The organism is Streptomyces sp. SLBN-8D4 (assembly GCF_049739545.1).
GTDB lineage: Bacteria > Actinomycetota > Actinomycetes > Streptomycetales > Streptomycetaceae > Streptomyces > Streptomyces canus_C.
On record NZ_JBMGQC010000001.1, the window covers coordinates 3,914,447 to 3,930,419 of the forward strand.

Here is a 15,973-nt window from a genome sequence, read left to right on the forward strand (position 1 = left end):
ATCGGGCATATCGAACATCAACCTTCACACGGGCCACACCGGTTGGCTACCGTTCCGGACAGGCCGTACGACCCCCTCCGGCGAACCTCGCCGGGCCGCACGGCCTCCGCCGAGTCCGCAGCGCCGCCGCGCGCCCGGAGCCGGGGACCCACCGAACCCGGGGTGAATCGGCCGACTCCCACGCAGGGAAGGGCCGTAGGGCAAACCTTCCGAAGCACCTCGCCCGAACCCGACAGCTAACCCGGTAGGCGGAGCACGGGAAGGAGTCGCCTCCTTGGCGTCGCACCGCAAGTCGCGTCCCGTCGGTACGCGCGTAGCAGGCATACGGACCCCGGCCCTCGCGACGGCCGCCCTCACCTCCGTGGCCTTGCTGTCCCAGTCGGCGAACGCCGCGCCGGCCGATGACAAGCCGAGTCTCGAAGAGGTCGAGAAGAAGGTCGACGACCTCTACCGCCAGGCCGAGTCGGCGACCGACAACTACAACGCCGCCAAGGAGAAGACCACCACGCAGCGCAAGCAGGTGGACACGCTCCTGGAGGACGTCGCCCGGCGCACCCAGAAGCTCAACGAGGCACGGGAGGAACTCGGTTCCTTCGCCGCCGCCCAGTACCGCACCGGCGCCGCCGCGCCCGGCACGGCCACCTTCCTGCTCGCCGACACCCCGCAGGACTACTTCGACCAGACCCAGCTGATGGGCCGCTTGACGAGCCGCCAGAAGGGCGCCGTCGACGACTACGTCTCCGAGCAGTCCACGACGATGAAGAAGCGCCAGGAGGCCTCCCAGAGCCTTCAGACGCTCACCGAGACGCAGAGCGACCTGAAGACCGCCAAGGCGACCGTCCAGAAGAAGCTCGCCGACGCGCGCGAGCTGCTGTCGGAGCTGACCGCCCAGGAGAAGGCGCGTCTCGCGGCGATCGAGCAGCGCAAGCAGCAGGAGGCGGCCCGCAAGGCGGCGGAGCTGGCGCGGCAGCAGGCGGCAGCGGAGAAGGCCGCACAAGGAGCCGCGCAGGAGGCCACCGCCCCGCAGGAGAGCACATCGACGGCGCCCGACTCCTCGTACGCCACCAAGGCCGCCAAGGCCCTCGCCTTCGCCCGCGCGCAGGTCGGCAAGCCGTACGTCTGGGGTGCCACCGGCCCCGACTCCTACGACTGCTCAGGGCTCACCCAGGCCGCCTGGAAGGCCGCCGGCGTCGACCTCCCCCGTGTCACCTACGACCAGGTCAACGCCGGCACCACGGTCTCCCTGGCCGACGCGCAGCCCGGTGACCTGGTCTTCTTCTACGACGACATCAGCCACGTGGGTCTCTACATCGGCAACGGCATGATGATCCACGCCCCCAAGCCGGGCGCGTACGTCCGTGAGGAGTCGATCTACTACGACGGCGAGTCGGGGATCCACAGCGTGGTCCGCCCGGCCTGAGGGCTCGGGCTCCGAGGACCAGGGCTCTTCGGCCGGTCGCTCGGGGCCCGCACTCGCGTGCATTTCCCCGCCCGCGCGTGCGCGCCCCGCTCGCACGGCGCGGGGAGCTTCCTAGCATCGACCCATGCCCGCTCCCTCCCCCCACTCCCCCCTGCGCGCCTGGTGGACGCGGCGCCCGCCCGCGGCCGGGGCCGCGGTGATGGCGACCGGCATCCTGTCGGTCGGGCTCCATCTGGCCGGCCACGAGACGCTGTCGCGGATCGCCCTGGTGATCGGCTGCGCGGCCTGGCTGGGGCTGGCCGCCGAGTTCGCCGCAGGACTGCTGAGGGAGCGCGCGCGCTGGGCCGCGGACGCCGGGACACCGGGCGGCCTGACGGCCGTGGCGGCGACCACCGTGCTCGGCATCCGATTCTCCGCGCTGGGCCGGCAGACCCTCGCCGAGGCGCTGCTGGCGCTGTCCGCGCTGCTGTGGCCGGTGCTGACGGTGCTCGTCGTGCGGCACTGGAAGCGGAAGATGCGCGGCGGGGTGTTCCTGTGCTGTGTGGCCACCCAGGGCCTCGCGGTCCTGTGCGCCACGCTCGCCGCGGCCGATTCGGCGGCATGGCTCGCGCACACGGCGCTCACGTTGTTCTGGCTCGGCCTGGTCCTCTACGCCGTCGCGCTCTACCGCTTCGATCTGCGCCAGGTGCTGGAGGGACCGGGCGACCAGTGGATCGCGGGCGGCGCGCTCGCGATCTCGGCGCTCGCCGGCTCGGGACTCCTCGCCGCCGACAGCCCGCGCCTGTACCTGTGGAACGACGACGACCGCGGCGTCCTGCGCGCGGTGACCGTGGCCCTGCTGGTGCTCTCCCTGGCCTGGTACGCCGTCCTGCTGGCGGCCGAGTGCGTACGGCCGCGGCCGCGCTACGACGTGCGCCGCTGGGCCACCGTGTTCCCCATGGGGATGACGGCGGTCGCGACCCTCTCGGTCTCCGCCGTCATGGACGTGCCGTGGCTCCGGACGCCGGGTGAGGTGCTGCTGTGGATCTCGGTGGCGGCCTGGCCGGCCGTCGCCGCGGGGGCGGTCGGCTCCGCCCTCGCCGCCGTCAGGTCCACAGCACCGCGATGAAGACGTTGGCCGTGGTCAGCGCGCCGACCAGGCCGAACAGGCGCTTGTCCACCGTCTCGTCGTCCCGCTTCACGTAGACGAGGCCGAGGATCACGATCAGCAGGGCCAGCTTCACGCCGATCTTGATGTTGTTGACGTGCTGGTCGTCGGCCTGGTTGAGGCCGACCAGGATCATCCCGGTGACCAGCATGGTCGCGGCGCCGTGCAGCATCGCGGGGACGAAGCGGGCGGTGCCCCGGCCCATCGCCTTCATCTGGGTGAGGAAGCCGCCGAGCAGCGAGGCGATGCCGATGATGTGCAGGCCGACGAAGAGATGGATGAGTACGTCCATGAGGCCGGAGCCTATTCCGGGGCCCTGGGGACGCTCGCACCGGCCCCTGGAGCAGATCTTGCATATATGCGCCCCATAGCACTCCCCGCCCGTCACGGGTCCCGGAATCCCGAGTTCGGTCAGCGCCCCTCGCGAAGTCGACGGCGGCACCCCGGCAGCACGGTCACCTTCGATCACCCGGCGGTCCCCTGACGGCAGTTCCGCACAACCCGTCACCTCCCGGACACGGTCAGGTTTAGCGTCCTCCACCAGGTGACCGGCTCCCCACCGCCGCCCGGGCCAGGGGCGGCAGTCGGCCACCACCGCCGAGAAGGTCCGGCGGCGGCCCGCTCCCCCTGTGCAGGCCGTCGCCGGACGCGCACACCGCCCCGGGCGGTCGTACGGCCGCTCCCCCCTGGCGTTCGTACGTCCCGAGTCCGGGGCGGACGAACGTACGAAAGGACGTGCAGTCCACGTGGCAGCGCACCGCAAGCCCCGCAGGCGCTCGGCCGGCGGCCATACGGTCCGTACCGCAGCGACGATCGCCCTCGCGGGGGCCGCGACCGCGACGGGCTTCGACGGGATCGGACACGCCGAGCCGCAGCTCACCCCGGCCCAGGTCAAGGCGAAGGTGGACCAGCTGTACCAGGAGGCCGAGGCGGCCACCGAGAAGTACAACGGCGCGAAGGAGAAGGCCGAGGCGGCCGAGAACCGGCTGGACGGCCTGCGGGACGAGGCGGCCCGCAGGACGGAACAGCTCAACGAGGAGCGGGACGCGCTGGGTTCGATCGCCGCGGCGCAGTACCGGGGCGGCGGCCTCGACCCCGCGATGCAGCTCGCCCTGACCGACGACCCCGACCGGTACCTGGACAGCGCCGAGTTCGTCGAACGGGCCGGTACCCGCCAGGCCGCCTCCGTGGCGAACGTGCGCCGGCAGCTGCGGGAGATCGAGCAGTTGCGCGGGGCCGCGCACATCGAGCTGGCCTCGCTGAAGTCGCGCCAGGCGGAGCTGAAGCGGCACAAGAAGACGATCACCGGCAAACTGGGCGCGGCCCGCCGGCTGATGTCCCAGCTGCCGGCCGAGGAACGGGCGGTGCTCGGCGGCGACGGGGCTCGCGCCTCCCGGGCCACGACGGGCGCCCGCGAGGAGCTGGCGGCCCCGGGCGCGGCCACTACGGAGGCCCCCAACTCCCGTGCCGCGGCGGCCGTCTCCTACGCCTACGCCAAGCTCGGCAGCCCCTACGTCTGGGGCGCCACCGGCCCGGACGCCTTCGACTGCTCGGGCCTCGTCCAGGCCGCCTACCGCTCCGCGGGCATCTCCCTGCCCCGTACCACCTACTCCCAGATCGACGCCGGCCGGCGGGTCTCCCGCTCCGAACTCCTCCCCGGAGACCTGGTGTTCTTCTACTCGGGCATCAGCCACGTCGGCCTCTACATCGGCAACGGGCAGATGATCCACGCCCCGAACCCGTCGGCTCCGGTGCGGGTGGCCCCGATCGACCAGATGCCGTTCGCGGGCGCTGCCCGGGTGGTGTGAGGTGGACATCTCGATCTTGGATGTTCAGTTCCGCCCGACGATCTGCCCCATCCACAGTCGTCGCCCCAAGTCATCGAGTTCTTCTTTGCGCGCCTCGCACTCAGGGATGGCACGTTTGAGGAGCGTCCAGTAGTCCGGTCCGTGTCCGGAGACCTTGATATGTGCCAGTTCGTGAGCGATCACATAGTCGACAAGATGAGCGGGAAGCTGGAAGACAGCCCAATGCAGGGCCATAGTTCCCGTGTCTCCTCCAGCGGGCCGGTAGGTCCCCCACCTGTTTCCGACATCGCGAACGGTCACCACAGGCTCGGGAACCTCCATCCGGGCAGCCCACGGCTGAAGACGTCCTCGCGACCACCGCAGTCCGGCCATCCGATACCAGGCGATGAGGTCTCGCCGCGCTCGAGCGGGGTCCGCCGCGGCTGCCTCGTCCATCCTCAACCGCCCCGCCGACAGCCGCACCGGCGCCCTGTTCTCGCTCACCAGCAGCAACCGGTACTCGCGCCCCAGATAGCGGAAGCTCTCACCGTCGCGGAACCCGCGCACCGGATGTGCCGGCCGGTGTTGGTCCCGCAGCGACAGTTTGGAGTCGACCCAAGCCCGGCTCTGCCGGGCGAAGTCCTCCGCCCTCGCCACATCGCAGCTCACAGGCGTGCGCAGGGTCAGCGTGCCGTCCCTCTCGACTGTGAGTCCGAGCCGCTTACGCCGAGCACTCACAGCGATCACAAAATCCCTGCCGTCCACTCCGAGCACCTGACCGTCGACAAGGGACTGGCGGTCGGTGGTGTCGGAAGGCGGGACAGGATCTGGCACGCCTCCTATTGTCCCCGTCCTCGTGCGCGGAACGCGGAAGCATGCTGCTGTGCGTATCCAGCGATCGCGTTGGACAGATCACGCAGCGGCTTGGGGTCACGCTCTCGTGGCTTCAGCCCCGCTTTCCGTAGCCTGTGCCAGATGGCGATCCGGAGGTCACCCAGGCTGGACTCGTTGGCCGACCAGGACGCCCGGTTCACATGCACGGAGATCAGTGAGCCGAGATCGACGGTGAGGTTGCGCAGGAACTCCTGGCCCAGCTGGTCGAAGGCCGACTGCTCGGCCAGTTGCTCCGACAGTTTGGTGTACAGCCGCTGCTCCACCGGACTCAGATCCGCTACGGCAGGATCGGCCTGCTCCGCCTTGCGCGCCCTGTCGATGAGCGGCCCGATCCGCTGCTTGATCTCGTCCCAGCGGCCGTCGAACTCGTCGAGGATCTCCTGGAGCTCCTGCGAGAGCGTCCGGTAGACCGGCCGGTCCTCCTGCTCCAGACGTTCCTCCAAGTGGTAGCGGAGTGCCTGCACCTGCTCCGCGGCGGATTCCCGGGCCTCGGGGATGCGCCCCACGACTTCGTCGAAGTCCGGCGCGAGAAGGGAAACGGGCGCGATCACCTGCGTCAGCTCCGGGAGTTCGAGGTGATCAGCGATCATCGCCCGCACCTTCCGGCCGTACGCGCGCATGGCGAACTGACCGCCGGTGTCATCCCGGTAGTGCCGGCGCACCCGCCGCTGCAGTACGGCCCACTGTCGTGCGCTGGGGATCTGCTTCAGCGCTGCCTCGTGCGGGAGTACACGTTCCAGCGCACCCAGGAAAGCGCCCAGCTTGGTGTCGAAGTCGGCCCGAGTGGCCGGGTCGCCCAGTGCCCACAGACCGCCGGTGACGTCCTCCGCCGTGTCGAGGCGCGTGATCCCGAGTCCGTCCAGGAACCGCTGCATCTCGGCAGCCGCCGCTTCCAGGTCCGGCACTTCACTGGACAGACGGCGTACGGCGCTCAGAGCGGGGCCGTTGCCCTTGTACGCGGGAAGAGTCGCCGCGAGGTTGTTCAGCACTCCGTAGTAGTCGACGACCCGGCCCTCCTCCTTGCCGGTGCGCGGCCGGTTGACGCGAGCGATGGCCTGCAACAGCTCGGCGTCCTGGATGGGCCGGTCCAGGTAGAGGGCCTGCTCGATGGGGGCGTCGAACCCGGTGAGCAGCATCGACTTCACGATGAGGAAAGCGATCGGCCGGTGTTCACGATCGCTCCAAGGGCTCAGCCCTGGCTCCACCGGTGCCGTACGGGTGTCGCTCCACGGGTTCATGGCGATCATTCCGCCGGGCACAGGATCGGGTTCCAGCGGGTGTTCCACCGCCCACGGGTTGTCCTTCGGCAGCTCGGGAAAGGGCTCCAGGAACTGCTCGATGTGTTCCTGCTGCCGCTGCGGGTCCGTCCACTCCTGCCACCGACCGCTTTTCTGCTCGTTCCCGGCGGAGATCACCGGCACGAACTCGATACGGCGCAAAAGCTCCTGGTAGTGCCAGGCGCGCAGCAGCACCAGCTCGTCCCAGGTGTAGTCCTTGAGGTCCTTGTCGCGCAACGTCGCCGGGTCGAAGTTCCTGACCTTGGTGAGGAGTTCGGCGCGTGCATCGTTCAGCATGTGCCGGTAGAGCACGGCGGCGTGACGGCTGACGGCGGCCACCTGGGCCTTGAAGCCTCCGGTCAGCGGGCCGGTGACGTAGTGCTCCAGCATGTCGACGGCCTTGCGCCGGATGATGGGCAGGGACTCGGCGACATCGCGGCTGGTGGGTTTCAGTCCCTTGCGGACCTTGTCCTTGTCCTCGTCGCTCAGGGTGGCGATGAGGTCCTCGAACTTGTAGTTGATCCCCCGCTCGTCCTTCACGTTCGCGGGCCCGGCCCGCGCCCTTCGTACCGGACGGGTACGACCACCTTGTCCCGCTCCGCCTCGTCCATGAGGTAGGCGTCGAGGAACTTGTCGTCCGGCTCAAGACCGAAGATCCGTCCGGTGTCGTGCAGCTTCCCCTTCATGATCGGCGTGCCCGTGAAGCCGATGCGCGCGGCGTTCGGCACCGCGTCACGCAGGCAGGCGTGGAGCACGGAACTGTGGGAGCGGTGCGCCTCGTCGACCAGGACCAGCACGTACGGCGAGGTGCTGCACTCGCTGAACCGCCGCCTGACCTTCTCGATGACGTCCTCGCTCGGCGCCGGGTCCGCGGCCTCCTCCGCGGCCCCGCCATCGGTGATCCGCTCCTGTGCCTCCACGAACTCGACACTCGGGTCACGGTCGTCGTTCGCCGTCTCTCCGACGAGCCCTGGAATCCGGCCCAGGTATTTCTGGATCATCGCGAAGATCACCGCGCGCCCGCCGGGTTTCCCGGCCCGCCGCAGCATCCCCTCCACGTCCGCCTGGGACTTCGCGATGCGTACGGGGCGACCGCTGACCCGCACGGCCGCCGACAGCTGCCGTTCTAGCTGCCTGCGGTCGGTCACGACAAGGAGGGTGAAGCGGTTCAGCTCGGGGTCCCGGCTGCTCTGGAGCCGCCGTGCGAGAAAGGCCATGGTCAGGCTCTTGCCGGAGCCCTGGGTGTGCCAGATGACACCCCCGCGCTCGTCGTCCTCCGCAGCGGGGTCGAGGCGAGTGCGCCCGGTCCGCAGCTTGGCCACGATCTTCTCCACGGCCCGGTACTGCTGATGCCGGCACACCGCCTTCACGGTCAGGGGCGGCTCCCCCTCCTTGGTCTGAACCGGCATTTCGAAGACGTAGTGCCGCATGATGTTCAGCAGGTTGCGCGGCTTGAGCACGATGGCGGCGAGCCTGTGCTGATCGGTCAGCTTCTGCCCGTCGCCAAGGAGTCGCCGGCCGTCGTCCTGCCGGACGGCTTGAAGCGCGCGCACCAGCGCGGCGTCATCGTCGTAGTCCGGTGTGACGCTGCGCCAGGCGGCGAAGTGTTCCTCGGTGGACGTGATGGTGCCGAGGGCCGCTTCGTCCCCGCTGGCGCCGACGAGCAGCTGTACGGAGGCGAAGAGTTCCGGCACGCCGCTCGGCCGGTCGTGCGGCGCCCGGACGTCGTCGTCGAGCGGCTCCCCGCAGTAGGCCCGCAGATCGCGGATCGCCTTCCCTATCGGGTCCTTGACGTCGGGGCTCTTGCACTCGATGACGACAACGGGGATCCCGTTGACGAACAGGACGAGATCGAGGACCACGTCCTTGCCGTCGGCGGCACGCACCCTGAGCTGGTCGACGACGAGGAACTCGTTCCGCTTGAGGATCTCGGCATCGTCGAGTCCTTCCAGCTCCCAGTCGACGTACTGGACGTGCACCGTCTTGCCCTGGTGGTGGACCTCGTGACCGGTCGCGGGCGTTCCGCTGAGCAGCAGACTCGTCACATCGCTGTTGACGTCCTTCAGCTTCTTCGTGGCGACGTTGCACGCGGCTCTGCGCAACTCGCCTATGGCGCTGTCGACGTCCGCGTCACCCATCCAGCGCTCGCCGGTGCCCGATACGCGGTTGATCCGCCGGATCGCCGAGCCGAGCCGCCGGGCGAGCAGTACATCCCCGTACGCCCGCTGGTCGTCTGGACCGGAAAGCTCCGACCCGTGGACGTGCCGCCACCCCATCGCCTTCAACTGCGCGACGAATGGGCGCTCCACCTCGTCCAGCTCGACCGTGCCCCGTGCCATGCGTACGCGCCTCTCCCCCATGTGCTGCCTCACACCGGTCAGCGTGCTGCCGTGCTCTGACCGGTGTTCCATTTTGCGCCACACGGGACGAATACAGCAGGGGAAGCGCCCAGTTCAGGCCGTGTGTTCGAGCGCTGCCCGCAGGTGTTTCGAGACGTTTCGCCGGTTCGAGACGACGCTGCGGATCTGAGCCGCGTGCAGGCGTACTTCGTCGGCGGAGAGCGGGCGGGGGTGATGGTGAGGTCCGTCGGCATTGACTTCGGCCCGGTGTGCTGTCGGAGGGGGCGATTGGAAGCCCGCCTGGTGTGAGAATCCTCGGCAGGCAAGGCACAGGCCGTTCGGCAGGGCTTCGGGACGGCCGGGGACACCGCAGTCGGTGCACTCCAGCATGGCGCGGGGCGCGCGTTCCTCGGGAGCGAGCAGTTCGGGCGGCATCTTGTCGCGGAGCCGACGCTGGAGGAAGGCGCGGGGCGAGTGGACCTGTTCGGGAAGCCCGGCGACGAGGGACCGCGTCAGGTGGTCTGCCGTGACGCCCCGGGCCAGCCACTGTGAGGCGGTCTCTTCGAGGGCGGCGCAGTCCGCGGCGGAGAGCGCGAGACGGGGCTCCGTGTGGCCGAGTCTTGCGAGGGTCTCGTAGGCGGCGGAGGGGCGGTGCGGTGCTTCGGGGGTCTGTCGTGAATCGGCTTGATCCGCTTGCTGTGCGTCCTTGGGCTGTACGGCGGTGGTGGTCGCCTCGGCCGACGGGGCCCCGTCGCTTGCGACGGAGGTCTCGGCCGGAACGTCGCTCGGTACGTCACCGGCGAGGAAGCGGGCCCACCATTCGCTGTCACGTGCGGTACGGGACCAGTAGGTCCGGAACACCCAACGGTTCACACCATCACCGGTGACGTCGCCTTCCGCGCGGCGTCGTACGCGACGGAGATGGCCGGCCCGTGAGAGCTCGTTGAGGGCGGAGCGCACGGCCTGTTGACCGTAGAGGGGCAGCGTTTTGGCGAGGGTCTTGGCGTCCATGGCGGCGCCGTCCGGGAGCCGGTCGATGAAGGCGGCGACGTAGCGCTCGCGAGGTGGGAGGTGATCGAAGTCGCCGGGACGGGCCGGAGACTGGTCCGGGACGGATCGTTTGCCGTAGCCGGGGTTGGCCATGGGGTGTGCGGGCGCGGGCATGACCGCGTTAGGGTTTTGGTAAGCCATGAGATCGGTCCTGTCGATCTTGAGGTCAGACCCCGGTCTGGTGTTGGTAGCACCTGCCGGGGTCGTTTGTTGCTGCGAACGCTAGAGGTTCGCAACGGCGCGTGGCAAGCCGGTCACGAAAAGTCATGAGCGCTGGTGCACGCGGAGGTTGGGAGGGAGGGTGGGTTGAACCAATCACCCAATCCTCATAAGCAGAGCTCGGACGTCGGGGCCCGAAGCCCGGGGCTCAAGCGCCGGGGTCAGACGCTGCGGGCGTGGGCGACGAAGGCGGCCCACGCGTGGGCTGGCACCGAGAGCTGGGGGCTTCGAGCGCCGAGCTTCGAGTCTCGGACGTGGGAGGTTTGGGTGCAGGCGGCGACCTCTACGCAGGCGTCTTCGAACTCGCCGCTGTGGCTGGACTTGCGCCAGGCGTAGGCGACTTCGAGGCATTCGCCACCTTGGTCATCGCTGTAGCTGGACTTGAACCACGACAACTCCGCGCTCACAGTTCCTCCGCCACCTTTCTGACCAACCGGGCAGACTCCGCAACGTTAAGCGCCTGCATACGGATCATGCCATGGCGCTGCGTCAGGGCGTTGAGCTTGTCCGCATCGGCGTACAACGCTCCGGTCTCCTGGCCTTCCACGTAGCCATAGTGCTCGTGATCAGCGGTCTCCACGAGGACCAACGGGCCGCCGAGCGCCACAGGAGGGGCGGCCGTGAAGGGCAAGATCTGGATCGACACGTTCCGTTGCTTGCCCACCTCCAACAGGTGGTTGAGCTGCCTCCGCATTACACCCCGGTCGCCAACCACAGCCCGCAACGCCGCCTCGTGGATCACGTAACTGAAGTGCACTGGGGGCTTACTGGTCAGCTTCTCCTGCCTAGCCAACCGAGCCGCTACGCGCTCTTCGATCGTCTCCTCATCGAGCGGAGGGCAACTATTACTGATGAGCTCCTGCGCATACTCCCCCGTCTGCAACAGGCCCGGGATCAGCATGACCGCGTACGAGTACAACGTAATTGCCTCGGCTTCCACCAGCACGTATTGCTGCGTCCGTTGAGGGAAGGGCTCAGGCCTCAGGTGCTCATGCGCCGCGATCAACTTGCCTCGGGCCCCACACATCTGATCCGCGGCCTGCAAAAGCCTGAGCGTCGGCCGCCGCCGCCCGTTCTCCATCGACTTGACGTACTCGTAGTCGTAGTTGGCCTCGGTGGCCAGTTCTTGACGGCTGACCCCGGCCTCCTCACGCCACATCTTGATCTGGCTGCCGCAGTACCGCCACGCCTGCTGTGACTGTTGCGCATCCCCGGAAGTCACCACGCCCCATCCACCTCCCGCCGACACACCGTGTACAAGCACGCTGTGTACCCACGCCGCTACTCCCGAGGTTAGGCGGCAACCAGCAGCCTGAGCACGGCAAATGATGGAGAACCACACGCAAGGACCGAAGCGCATGCCGATGCCCGGAGACCACCCCCAGCCCACTCCGGCCACCGCCGCCCCCAAGGACATCGAGTGGCGCCTACCGCGTCACGCCCGCAGCGTGAGCAGAGCGCGAACTTTACTCCGGGAGCAGGCAACGTCGTGGAAGCTCCCGGACGAGGTGACGGAGACGGTGGTCCTACTGCTCAGTGAGCTGATGGCAAACGCGTACCGCCACGCGAAGGTCTCCCCGGGCCGAGAAATCTGGGCCCGTTGTGCCCTGGACGACGACCGCGTCCGGGTTTGGGTGACGGACGCGAACGACACGCTTCCCGCACTGCGAAATGCGTCCCTAGAGGACGAGTCGGGCCGAGGCCTTGCGCTGGTGGCCACACTGGCGGACGACTGGGGCGCAACGCCTCGGCAGTACGGCATCGGCAAAACGGTCTGGTTCGAACTACGCCGTACACCTCGGACTTAGGGCTACGCGACATCGCGCACCCGCACCCGCACCCGCCCCGACAACAGGTCATCGGTCAGCCCCTGCTTAAGATTACGCAGTTTCGTCAGTTCGTCCAGCTCACGACTGATCCGCGCATCGAAAGCAGCCAGAGTCGCCACGATCCGCCGCTGCTCGGACAAATCATTTGGAAAGTCGATTTCGAGTTCCCGCAGGCGACTCGGATTGACGTTCACTTGCTGAACAGCGACCGTTGAAATGGACCTGACGCGCTGGCGAATCACGGGGTGCATGAGCCACTCAACGAGGTACTCGGGCAGGAGTTTAACTCGATCCGAATTGAGGCGAACCAAGTAAGAGGCAAAACTGGCTTCTGGCAACTCATCTTGCCAGAGCGTCGATTTACCGATGTGATCAATACTGTTCGTGCGGTTGAACAACACATCACCGCGCTTCAGGTACAGCCGTCTCGGAACAGGGACCGGACAGTACCGGAGATCGCTAACCTCTGGATGCCCATCCTGAATGTTGTTCATTCGTAGGACAGGAACCCCGACTGCATCGCTCACCAGAGCCTCGGAGATGCCGTACTCGACCGATGGGACCACTTCTCGCAAAGGGACGCGCGACCATGACGCACTCTCAATACGTGATCTATCGATGGTCGACACCAGCGATAGATGGGCACCATCCCTTACAGTTCTGAGCTTCGCGATGGAGGCCGCTGCAAGTTGCTCCCGGTTCGCGAGTGCCGAGAGAACATCGACAATGAGTCGCTGCTCAGAAATCGGCCTGAGCGGGAAGAGGAGTTTGGCGAACCTTTCGCCCCCTAGGTGTGCAATGCTCGTGGTCTTCTTGGCGATCGCCATGAACACCCCGTTCTGCAACCACGTCCTGAACACGGCTTGAGCGTATTCAGGGACGACCGCATCTCCAGCACGGAATCGGACGAGGGTGTTCTGAAAATAGTAAGCACCTGCGACTTCTCTATAGATAGCGCTGCGCCCTACAAGTTCCAGACTCTGCCCCTCATTCAGCAGAATATCTCCCGGCCGGAGTGCATAATTCGCACGTTCACTGGATGTGAATCCCATCAACTTCACATCCATATAGTTAATTCGATCGTCAAGCACGTTGGCGACCCGCAGGTACGGCAACTGCATGCCGTTCGCCCGGCTCGCCGGCGAAAGCTGCTTCCCCATGCGTACCTCGCCGACCTCACCCACAGGGAGCCAGCGGATCGAGTCCTCAGCCGACATAACCCAGCTCCTTCAGGAACCCGTCCAGCACCTCAGCCGCCTTCTCCCGCCGCTCCTCAATGTCCCGCAGCGAGACCCCGTACTTCCCCTCCCACAACCGATACGACTCCGCCAACTCCCGCTGGCGCCGCACCACATGTCCGCCCAGCTTCCCCTCGAGGTCGTCCCGCAGGATCCCCAGGACTACCCTCCGATCTCCCTCAGCCTCGGCCACCGCCCGGCGCGCCCTCTTCAATCTCGGCTCCGGCACGGTCGATGTCGGCTCGGTCACCTCGCCGACGGCCTCACCAGGAAGCGTCAGCAAACTCCCCTGCCCAGCCTGCTCCGCAGACGCCACCACCGCGGCCTTCTTCTTGGTCGCCTTCTCCTCCTGCTCCCGCTTCTTCCTCCGGACCCCCGGCACCGGCCAGAAGTCGTCCTCCAGTTCCTCGATGACCTTCTTCGCCGCAGTGCGCCGCTTCTTCAGGTCGCGCATCTCCGCATCGCTGAGGACCGCCTCCTCCAGCGCGGGGTCGATCTCCCCGGAACCACCGGAGTCCTCGCCGTCCTCCGAGGACTCCCCCTCGTCACCGGCGAGCGCCGCAGCCCGAGCCGCCGCCAGCGCGGCCTCCGCCTCATGGCCCGCCTTCACCTTCGCGTCGAGTTCCGCGTGCGTACGGTCCGCCGAGGCGAGTTCCTCCAGGAAGTCGCGGGCGATGGCGGCGATGACCTTGTGGCCGTACGCCTGCCGCCGCTCCGCCGCCGAACGGTCGCGCGCGCCGCCCGTGCGGGGGTCCGGCTCGGGCGCGAGCATCGTCTCGACCGTCTCGACCCAGCCGTCGACGACACCGGCGAAGCCGTTCACCGACAGCGCCTTCAGTTCGTTCTTGGCGTCGTGCCACCAGCCGGCGACCGCCCCGGCGAGCGCGTACCGATCCAACAAGCCGACCCGCAGCAGCCGTTCCCGGAACGAATCGATCAAGTCGGCGCGCAGACGAGCCAGTTGTGCCTTGCGTTCATGCTCCGTGCGGTCGTCGCCCTCGACCGGCTCCAGTGCGGCGATCTGCTCGGTCTCCGACTCCCACCACTCCTCGAAGGCGGCCCACAGTTTCTGCTCGCGTCCACTCGCGAGCTCGGCCAGGCGGGCCGCGTCCGGCCGCTCACCCTCGGGCAGGAAGTCGACGTACTCGGGGTCGTCCTCGCGGACCGCGAAGAGGTCCCGGATCCCGATGCCGTACGCGTCCAGCAGCGGCTTCTTCGCTTCGATCTCGGCGACCGGGACACCGCCCACAAGGTGTGCCCGTACGTCCTGGGGCTCGGGCGGCGGGGTGTTGTCGACGTACCGGCGGATGTTGAAGTTGTAGTCGTTCTCCTCCAGCTCGGAGCGGTCGACCACGCGCGCGAAGCCCTCCGCGTCCTTGAAGGCGTGGAAGGTGGAGACGATCTTCTCTACGTGCTCGGGCAGGAGGACGTTCTGCGCACGCTCCGCGTGGAACTCTCGGTCCGCGTTGATGAACAGGACCTTGCCGCGCCGGTCCTGCTGCTCCTTGCGGCCCGGTGCGCGCAGCACGATCACGCAGGCCGGGATGCCGGTGCCGTAGAAGAGGTTCGGGGCCAGGCCGATGACCGCCTCGATCAGGTCGTGCTTGAGCAGTTCCGCACGGATCTTGCGTTCCTCGCCGCCACGGAACAGCACGCCGTGCGGCATGACGGTGAAGACCGCTCCGGCCCGCTTCTTGACCATGTCCAGCATGTGCTGGAGGAACATCAGGTCGGCCTTGCCACGCTCGGACGTCTGGCCGTACGGCATCCGCGTCAGCAGGTCCGGCACCTCGGACTGCTTGTAGTCCATGGAGAAGGGCGGGTTGCTGAGGACCAGGTCGAAGTCCCGCTCCGGGTGGAGGGGGTTGGTGAGCGTGTCACCGGTCCGCAGGGAGAAGTGCTTGGCGCCGTGGAAGAGCATGTTCATGGTGGCCATGACCCAGGAGCCGCTGTTGGCGTCCTGACCGGCGAGCAGCAGGTCGTCGGAGTCCTCGCCGTGCTCGTCGATGTACTCCATGGCGTGGATGAGCATGCCGCCGGAGCCGACACAGGGGTCGTAGATGCGCATGCCGCCGTGCGGCCGGGCCAGCTCGACCATCATGCGGACGACGGAACGCGGGGTGTAGAACTCGCCGCCCTTGCTGCCGGCCGAGTCCGCGAAGTCCTTGATCAAGTACTCGTAGGCGGCACCGATCATGTCGGGGAACTCGAAGTCGTCCCCGCGCAGCCGGATGCTGCCGAAGTGCTCGATCAGAGCCTCAAGACGCCTGTCGGCGAGTTCTGCCGCGGAGCCCTTGCCGCTGCTGCCGCCGCCGATGCGGTTGAAGTTGACGTGCCCGAACAGACCGCGGAGTTCGCTGTTGCCCTCCTGGTTCTCCAAGGCGTCCAGGGCGGGCTGGAGGTACTCCATCGCCACGTTGTCCTGGCCACTGGCCAGCCGGTCCCAGCGGGCCTCCTCAGGGACGAAGATGACCCCGCGGGGGCGGTAGAACTCGAACTGCTCGGCGTCGTCCTCGGCGTCCTCGCGGCTCTCACCGGCCTTCATCCGTTCCGCGATGATCGCCTCGCGCGCGGCCTCGAACTCGTCGTTGACGCGCTTGAGGAAGAGCAGGACGAAAATGAAGTCGCGGTACTCGGCGGCGTCCATCGTGCCGCGCAGGATGTCCGCCGCCGCGAAGAGATGGCGTTCCAACTGCGCGAGCGTGAGCTTGGCCACGTACGGCACTCCCCTGAGGTGACTGGATGTCCGGTTACGGATGCACCGGGAAGCCTA

At 67.8% G+C, this 15,973-nt stretch carries 13 protein-coding genes and 1 riboswitch; of the genes, 4 read left to right on the plus strand and 9 right to left on the minus strand.

What is annotated here, in order from left to right:
- The first annotated feature begins 97 nt into the window (after positions 1 to 97).
- A riboswitch (cyclic di-AMP (ydaO/yuaA leader) is annotated at positions 98 to 267 on the plus strand.
- A gap of 7 nt (positions 268 to 274) precedes the next feature.
- Entirely contained in the window at positions 275 to 1,420 is a 1,146-nt protein-coding gene (locus tag RKD20_RS17405) for an NlpC/P60 family protein (RefSeq protein ID WP_424878535.1), read from the plus strand.
- A gap of 124 nt (positions 1,421 to 1,544) precedes the next feature.
- Positions 1,545 to 2,528, plus strand: a complete 984-nt coding sequence (locus tag RKD20_RS17410) for a tellurite resistance/C4-dicarboxylate transporter family protein (RefSeq protein WP_424878536.1) — start codon at positions 1,545 to 1,547, stop codon at positions 2,526 to 2,528.
- On the opposite strand, the gene RKD20_RS17415 is transcribed toward RKD20_RS17410, so the two are convergent.
- Positions 2,506 to 2,859, minus strand: a complete 354-nt coding sequence (locus RKD20_RS17415) for a hypothetical protein (RefSeq protein WP_424878537.1) — start codon at positions 2,857 to 2,859, stop codon at positions 2,506 to 2,508. The two genes, RKD20_RS17410 and RKD20_RS17415, sit on opposite strands and share 23 nt — an antisense overlap.
- 454 nt (positions 2,860 to 3,313) lie before the next feature.
- Here RKD20_RS17415 and RKD20_RS17420 point away from each other — a divergent pair, with 454 nt between their 5' ends.
- Complete coding sequence (locus RKD20_RS17420; protein WP_424878538.1) at positions 3,314 to 4,375, plus strand: NlpC/P60 family protein; 1,062 nt, start codon at positions 3,314 to 3,316, stop codon at positions 4,373 to 4,375.
- 24 nt (positions 4,376 to 4,399) lie between these two features.
- On the opposite strand, the gene RKD20_RS17425 is transcribed toward RKD20_RS17420, so the two are convergent.
- The 6 genes from RKD20_RS17425 to RKD20_RS17450 form a co-directional block, all read right to left on the minus strand.
- Positions 4,400 to 5,188: a M48 family metallopeptidase gene (locus tag RKD20_RS17425; protein ID WP_424878539.1), complete on the minus strand. Its 789-nt coding sequence runs from the start codon at positions 5,186 to 5,188 to the stop codon at positions 4,400 to 4,402.
- 5 nt (positions 5,189 to 5,193) lie between these two features.
- On the minus strand, positions 5,194 to 7,065 hold the full coding sequence (locus RKD20_RS17430; RefSeq protein WP_424878540.1) for a type I restriction enzyme subunit R domain-containing protein: 1,872 nt from the start codon (positions 7,063 to 7,065) through the stop codon (positions 5,194 to 5,196).
- A complete protein-coding gene (locus tag RKD20_RS17435) occupies positions 7,062 to 8,864 on the minus strand; it encodes a type I restriction endonuclease (protein WP_424878541.1) in 1,803 nt (600 codons plus the stop codon). The genes RKD20_RS17430 and RKD20_RS17435 overlap by 4 nt, the downstream gene beginning before the upstream one ends.
- A gap of 114 nt (positions 8,865 to 8,978) precedes the next feature.
- The gene (locus RKD20_RS17440; protein ID WP_424883246.1) at positions 8,979 to 10,007 is read right to left on the minus strand and encodes a hypothetical protein; all 1,029 of its coding nucleotides are present in this window, start codon (positions 10,005 to 10,007) and stop codon (positions 8,979 to 8,981) included.
- A gap of 287 nt (positions 10,008 to 10,294) precedes the next feature.
- Positions 10,295 to 10,540, minus strand: coding sequence for a DUF397 domain-containing protein (locus tag RKD20_RS17445; protein ID WP_424878542.1), 246 nt, complete (start codon positions 10,538 to 10,540; stop codon positions 10,295 to 10,297).
- Entirely contained in the window at positions 10,537 to 11,358 is an 822-nt protein-coding gene (locus RKD20_RS17450; protein WP_424878543.1) for a helix-turn-helix domain-containing protein, read from the minus strand. The genes RKD20_RS17445 and RKD20_RS17450 overlap by 4 nt, the downstream gene beginning before the upstream one ends.
- A gap of 139 nt (positions 11,359 to 11,497) precedes the next feature.
- Between RKD20_RS17450 and RKD20_RS17455 the strand changes: the two genes are divergently transcribed.
- Positions 11,498 to 11,941 (plus strand): ATP-binding protein, encoded by a 444-nt coding sequence (locus RKD20_RS17455; RefSeq protein WP_424883247.1) that lies wholly within the window; start codon positions 11,498 to 11,500, stop codon positions 11,939 to 11,941.
- Positions 11,942 to 11,943: 2 nt separating this feature from the next.
- Here the strand turns inward: RKD20_RS17455 and RKD20_RS17460 are convergent, their stop codons facing one another.
- Both RKD20_RS17460 and RKD20_RS17465 read right to left on the minus strand, forming a co-directional pair.
- Entirely contained in the window at positions 11,944 to 13,179 is a 1,236-nt protein-coding gene (locus tag RKD20_RS17460; RefSeq protein WP_424878544.1) for a restriction endonuclease subunit S, read from the minus strand.
- The gene (locus RKD20_RS17465; RefSeq protein ID WP_424878545.1) at positions 13,169 to 15,916 is read right to left on the minus strand and encodes an N-6 DNA methylase; all 2,748 of its coding nucleotides are present in this window, start codon (positions 15,914 to 15,916) and stop codon (positions 13,169 to 13,171) included. Before RKD20_RS17465 ends, RKD20_RS17460 begins: the two co-directional genes overlap by 11 nt.
- Positions 15,917 to 15,973 lie beyond the last annotated feature (57 nt).

Excerpts from the sequence above, each read along its gene's own strand:
- RKD20_RS17460 (WP_424878544.1), bottom strand. The coding sequence starts at position 13,179 with ATGTCGGCTGAGGACTCGATCCGCTGGCTCCCTGTGGGTGAGGTCGGC.
- RKD20_RS17440 (WP_424883246.1), bottom strand. The coding sequence starts at position 10,007 with ATGGCCAACCCCGGCTACGGCAAACGATCCGTCCCGGACCAGTCTCCG.
- RKD20_RS17455 (WP_424883247.1), top strand. The coding sequence starts at position 11,498 with ATGCCCGGAGACCACCCCCAGCCCACTCCGGCCACCGCCGCCCCCAAG.
- RKD20_RS17435 (WP_424878541.1), bottom strand. The coding sequence starts at position 8,864 with ATGGCACGGGGCACGGTCGAGCTGGACGAGGTGGAGCGCCCATTCGTC.
- RKD20_RS17410 (WP_424878536.1), top strand. The coding sequence starts at position 1,545 with ATGCCCGCTCCCTCCCCCCACTCCCCCCTGCGCGCCTGGTGGACGCGG.
- RKD20_RS17415 (WP_424878537.1), bottom strand. The coding sequence starts at position 2,859 with ATGGACGTACTCATCCATCTCTTCGTCGGCCTGCACATCATCGGCATC.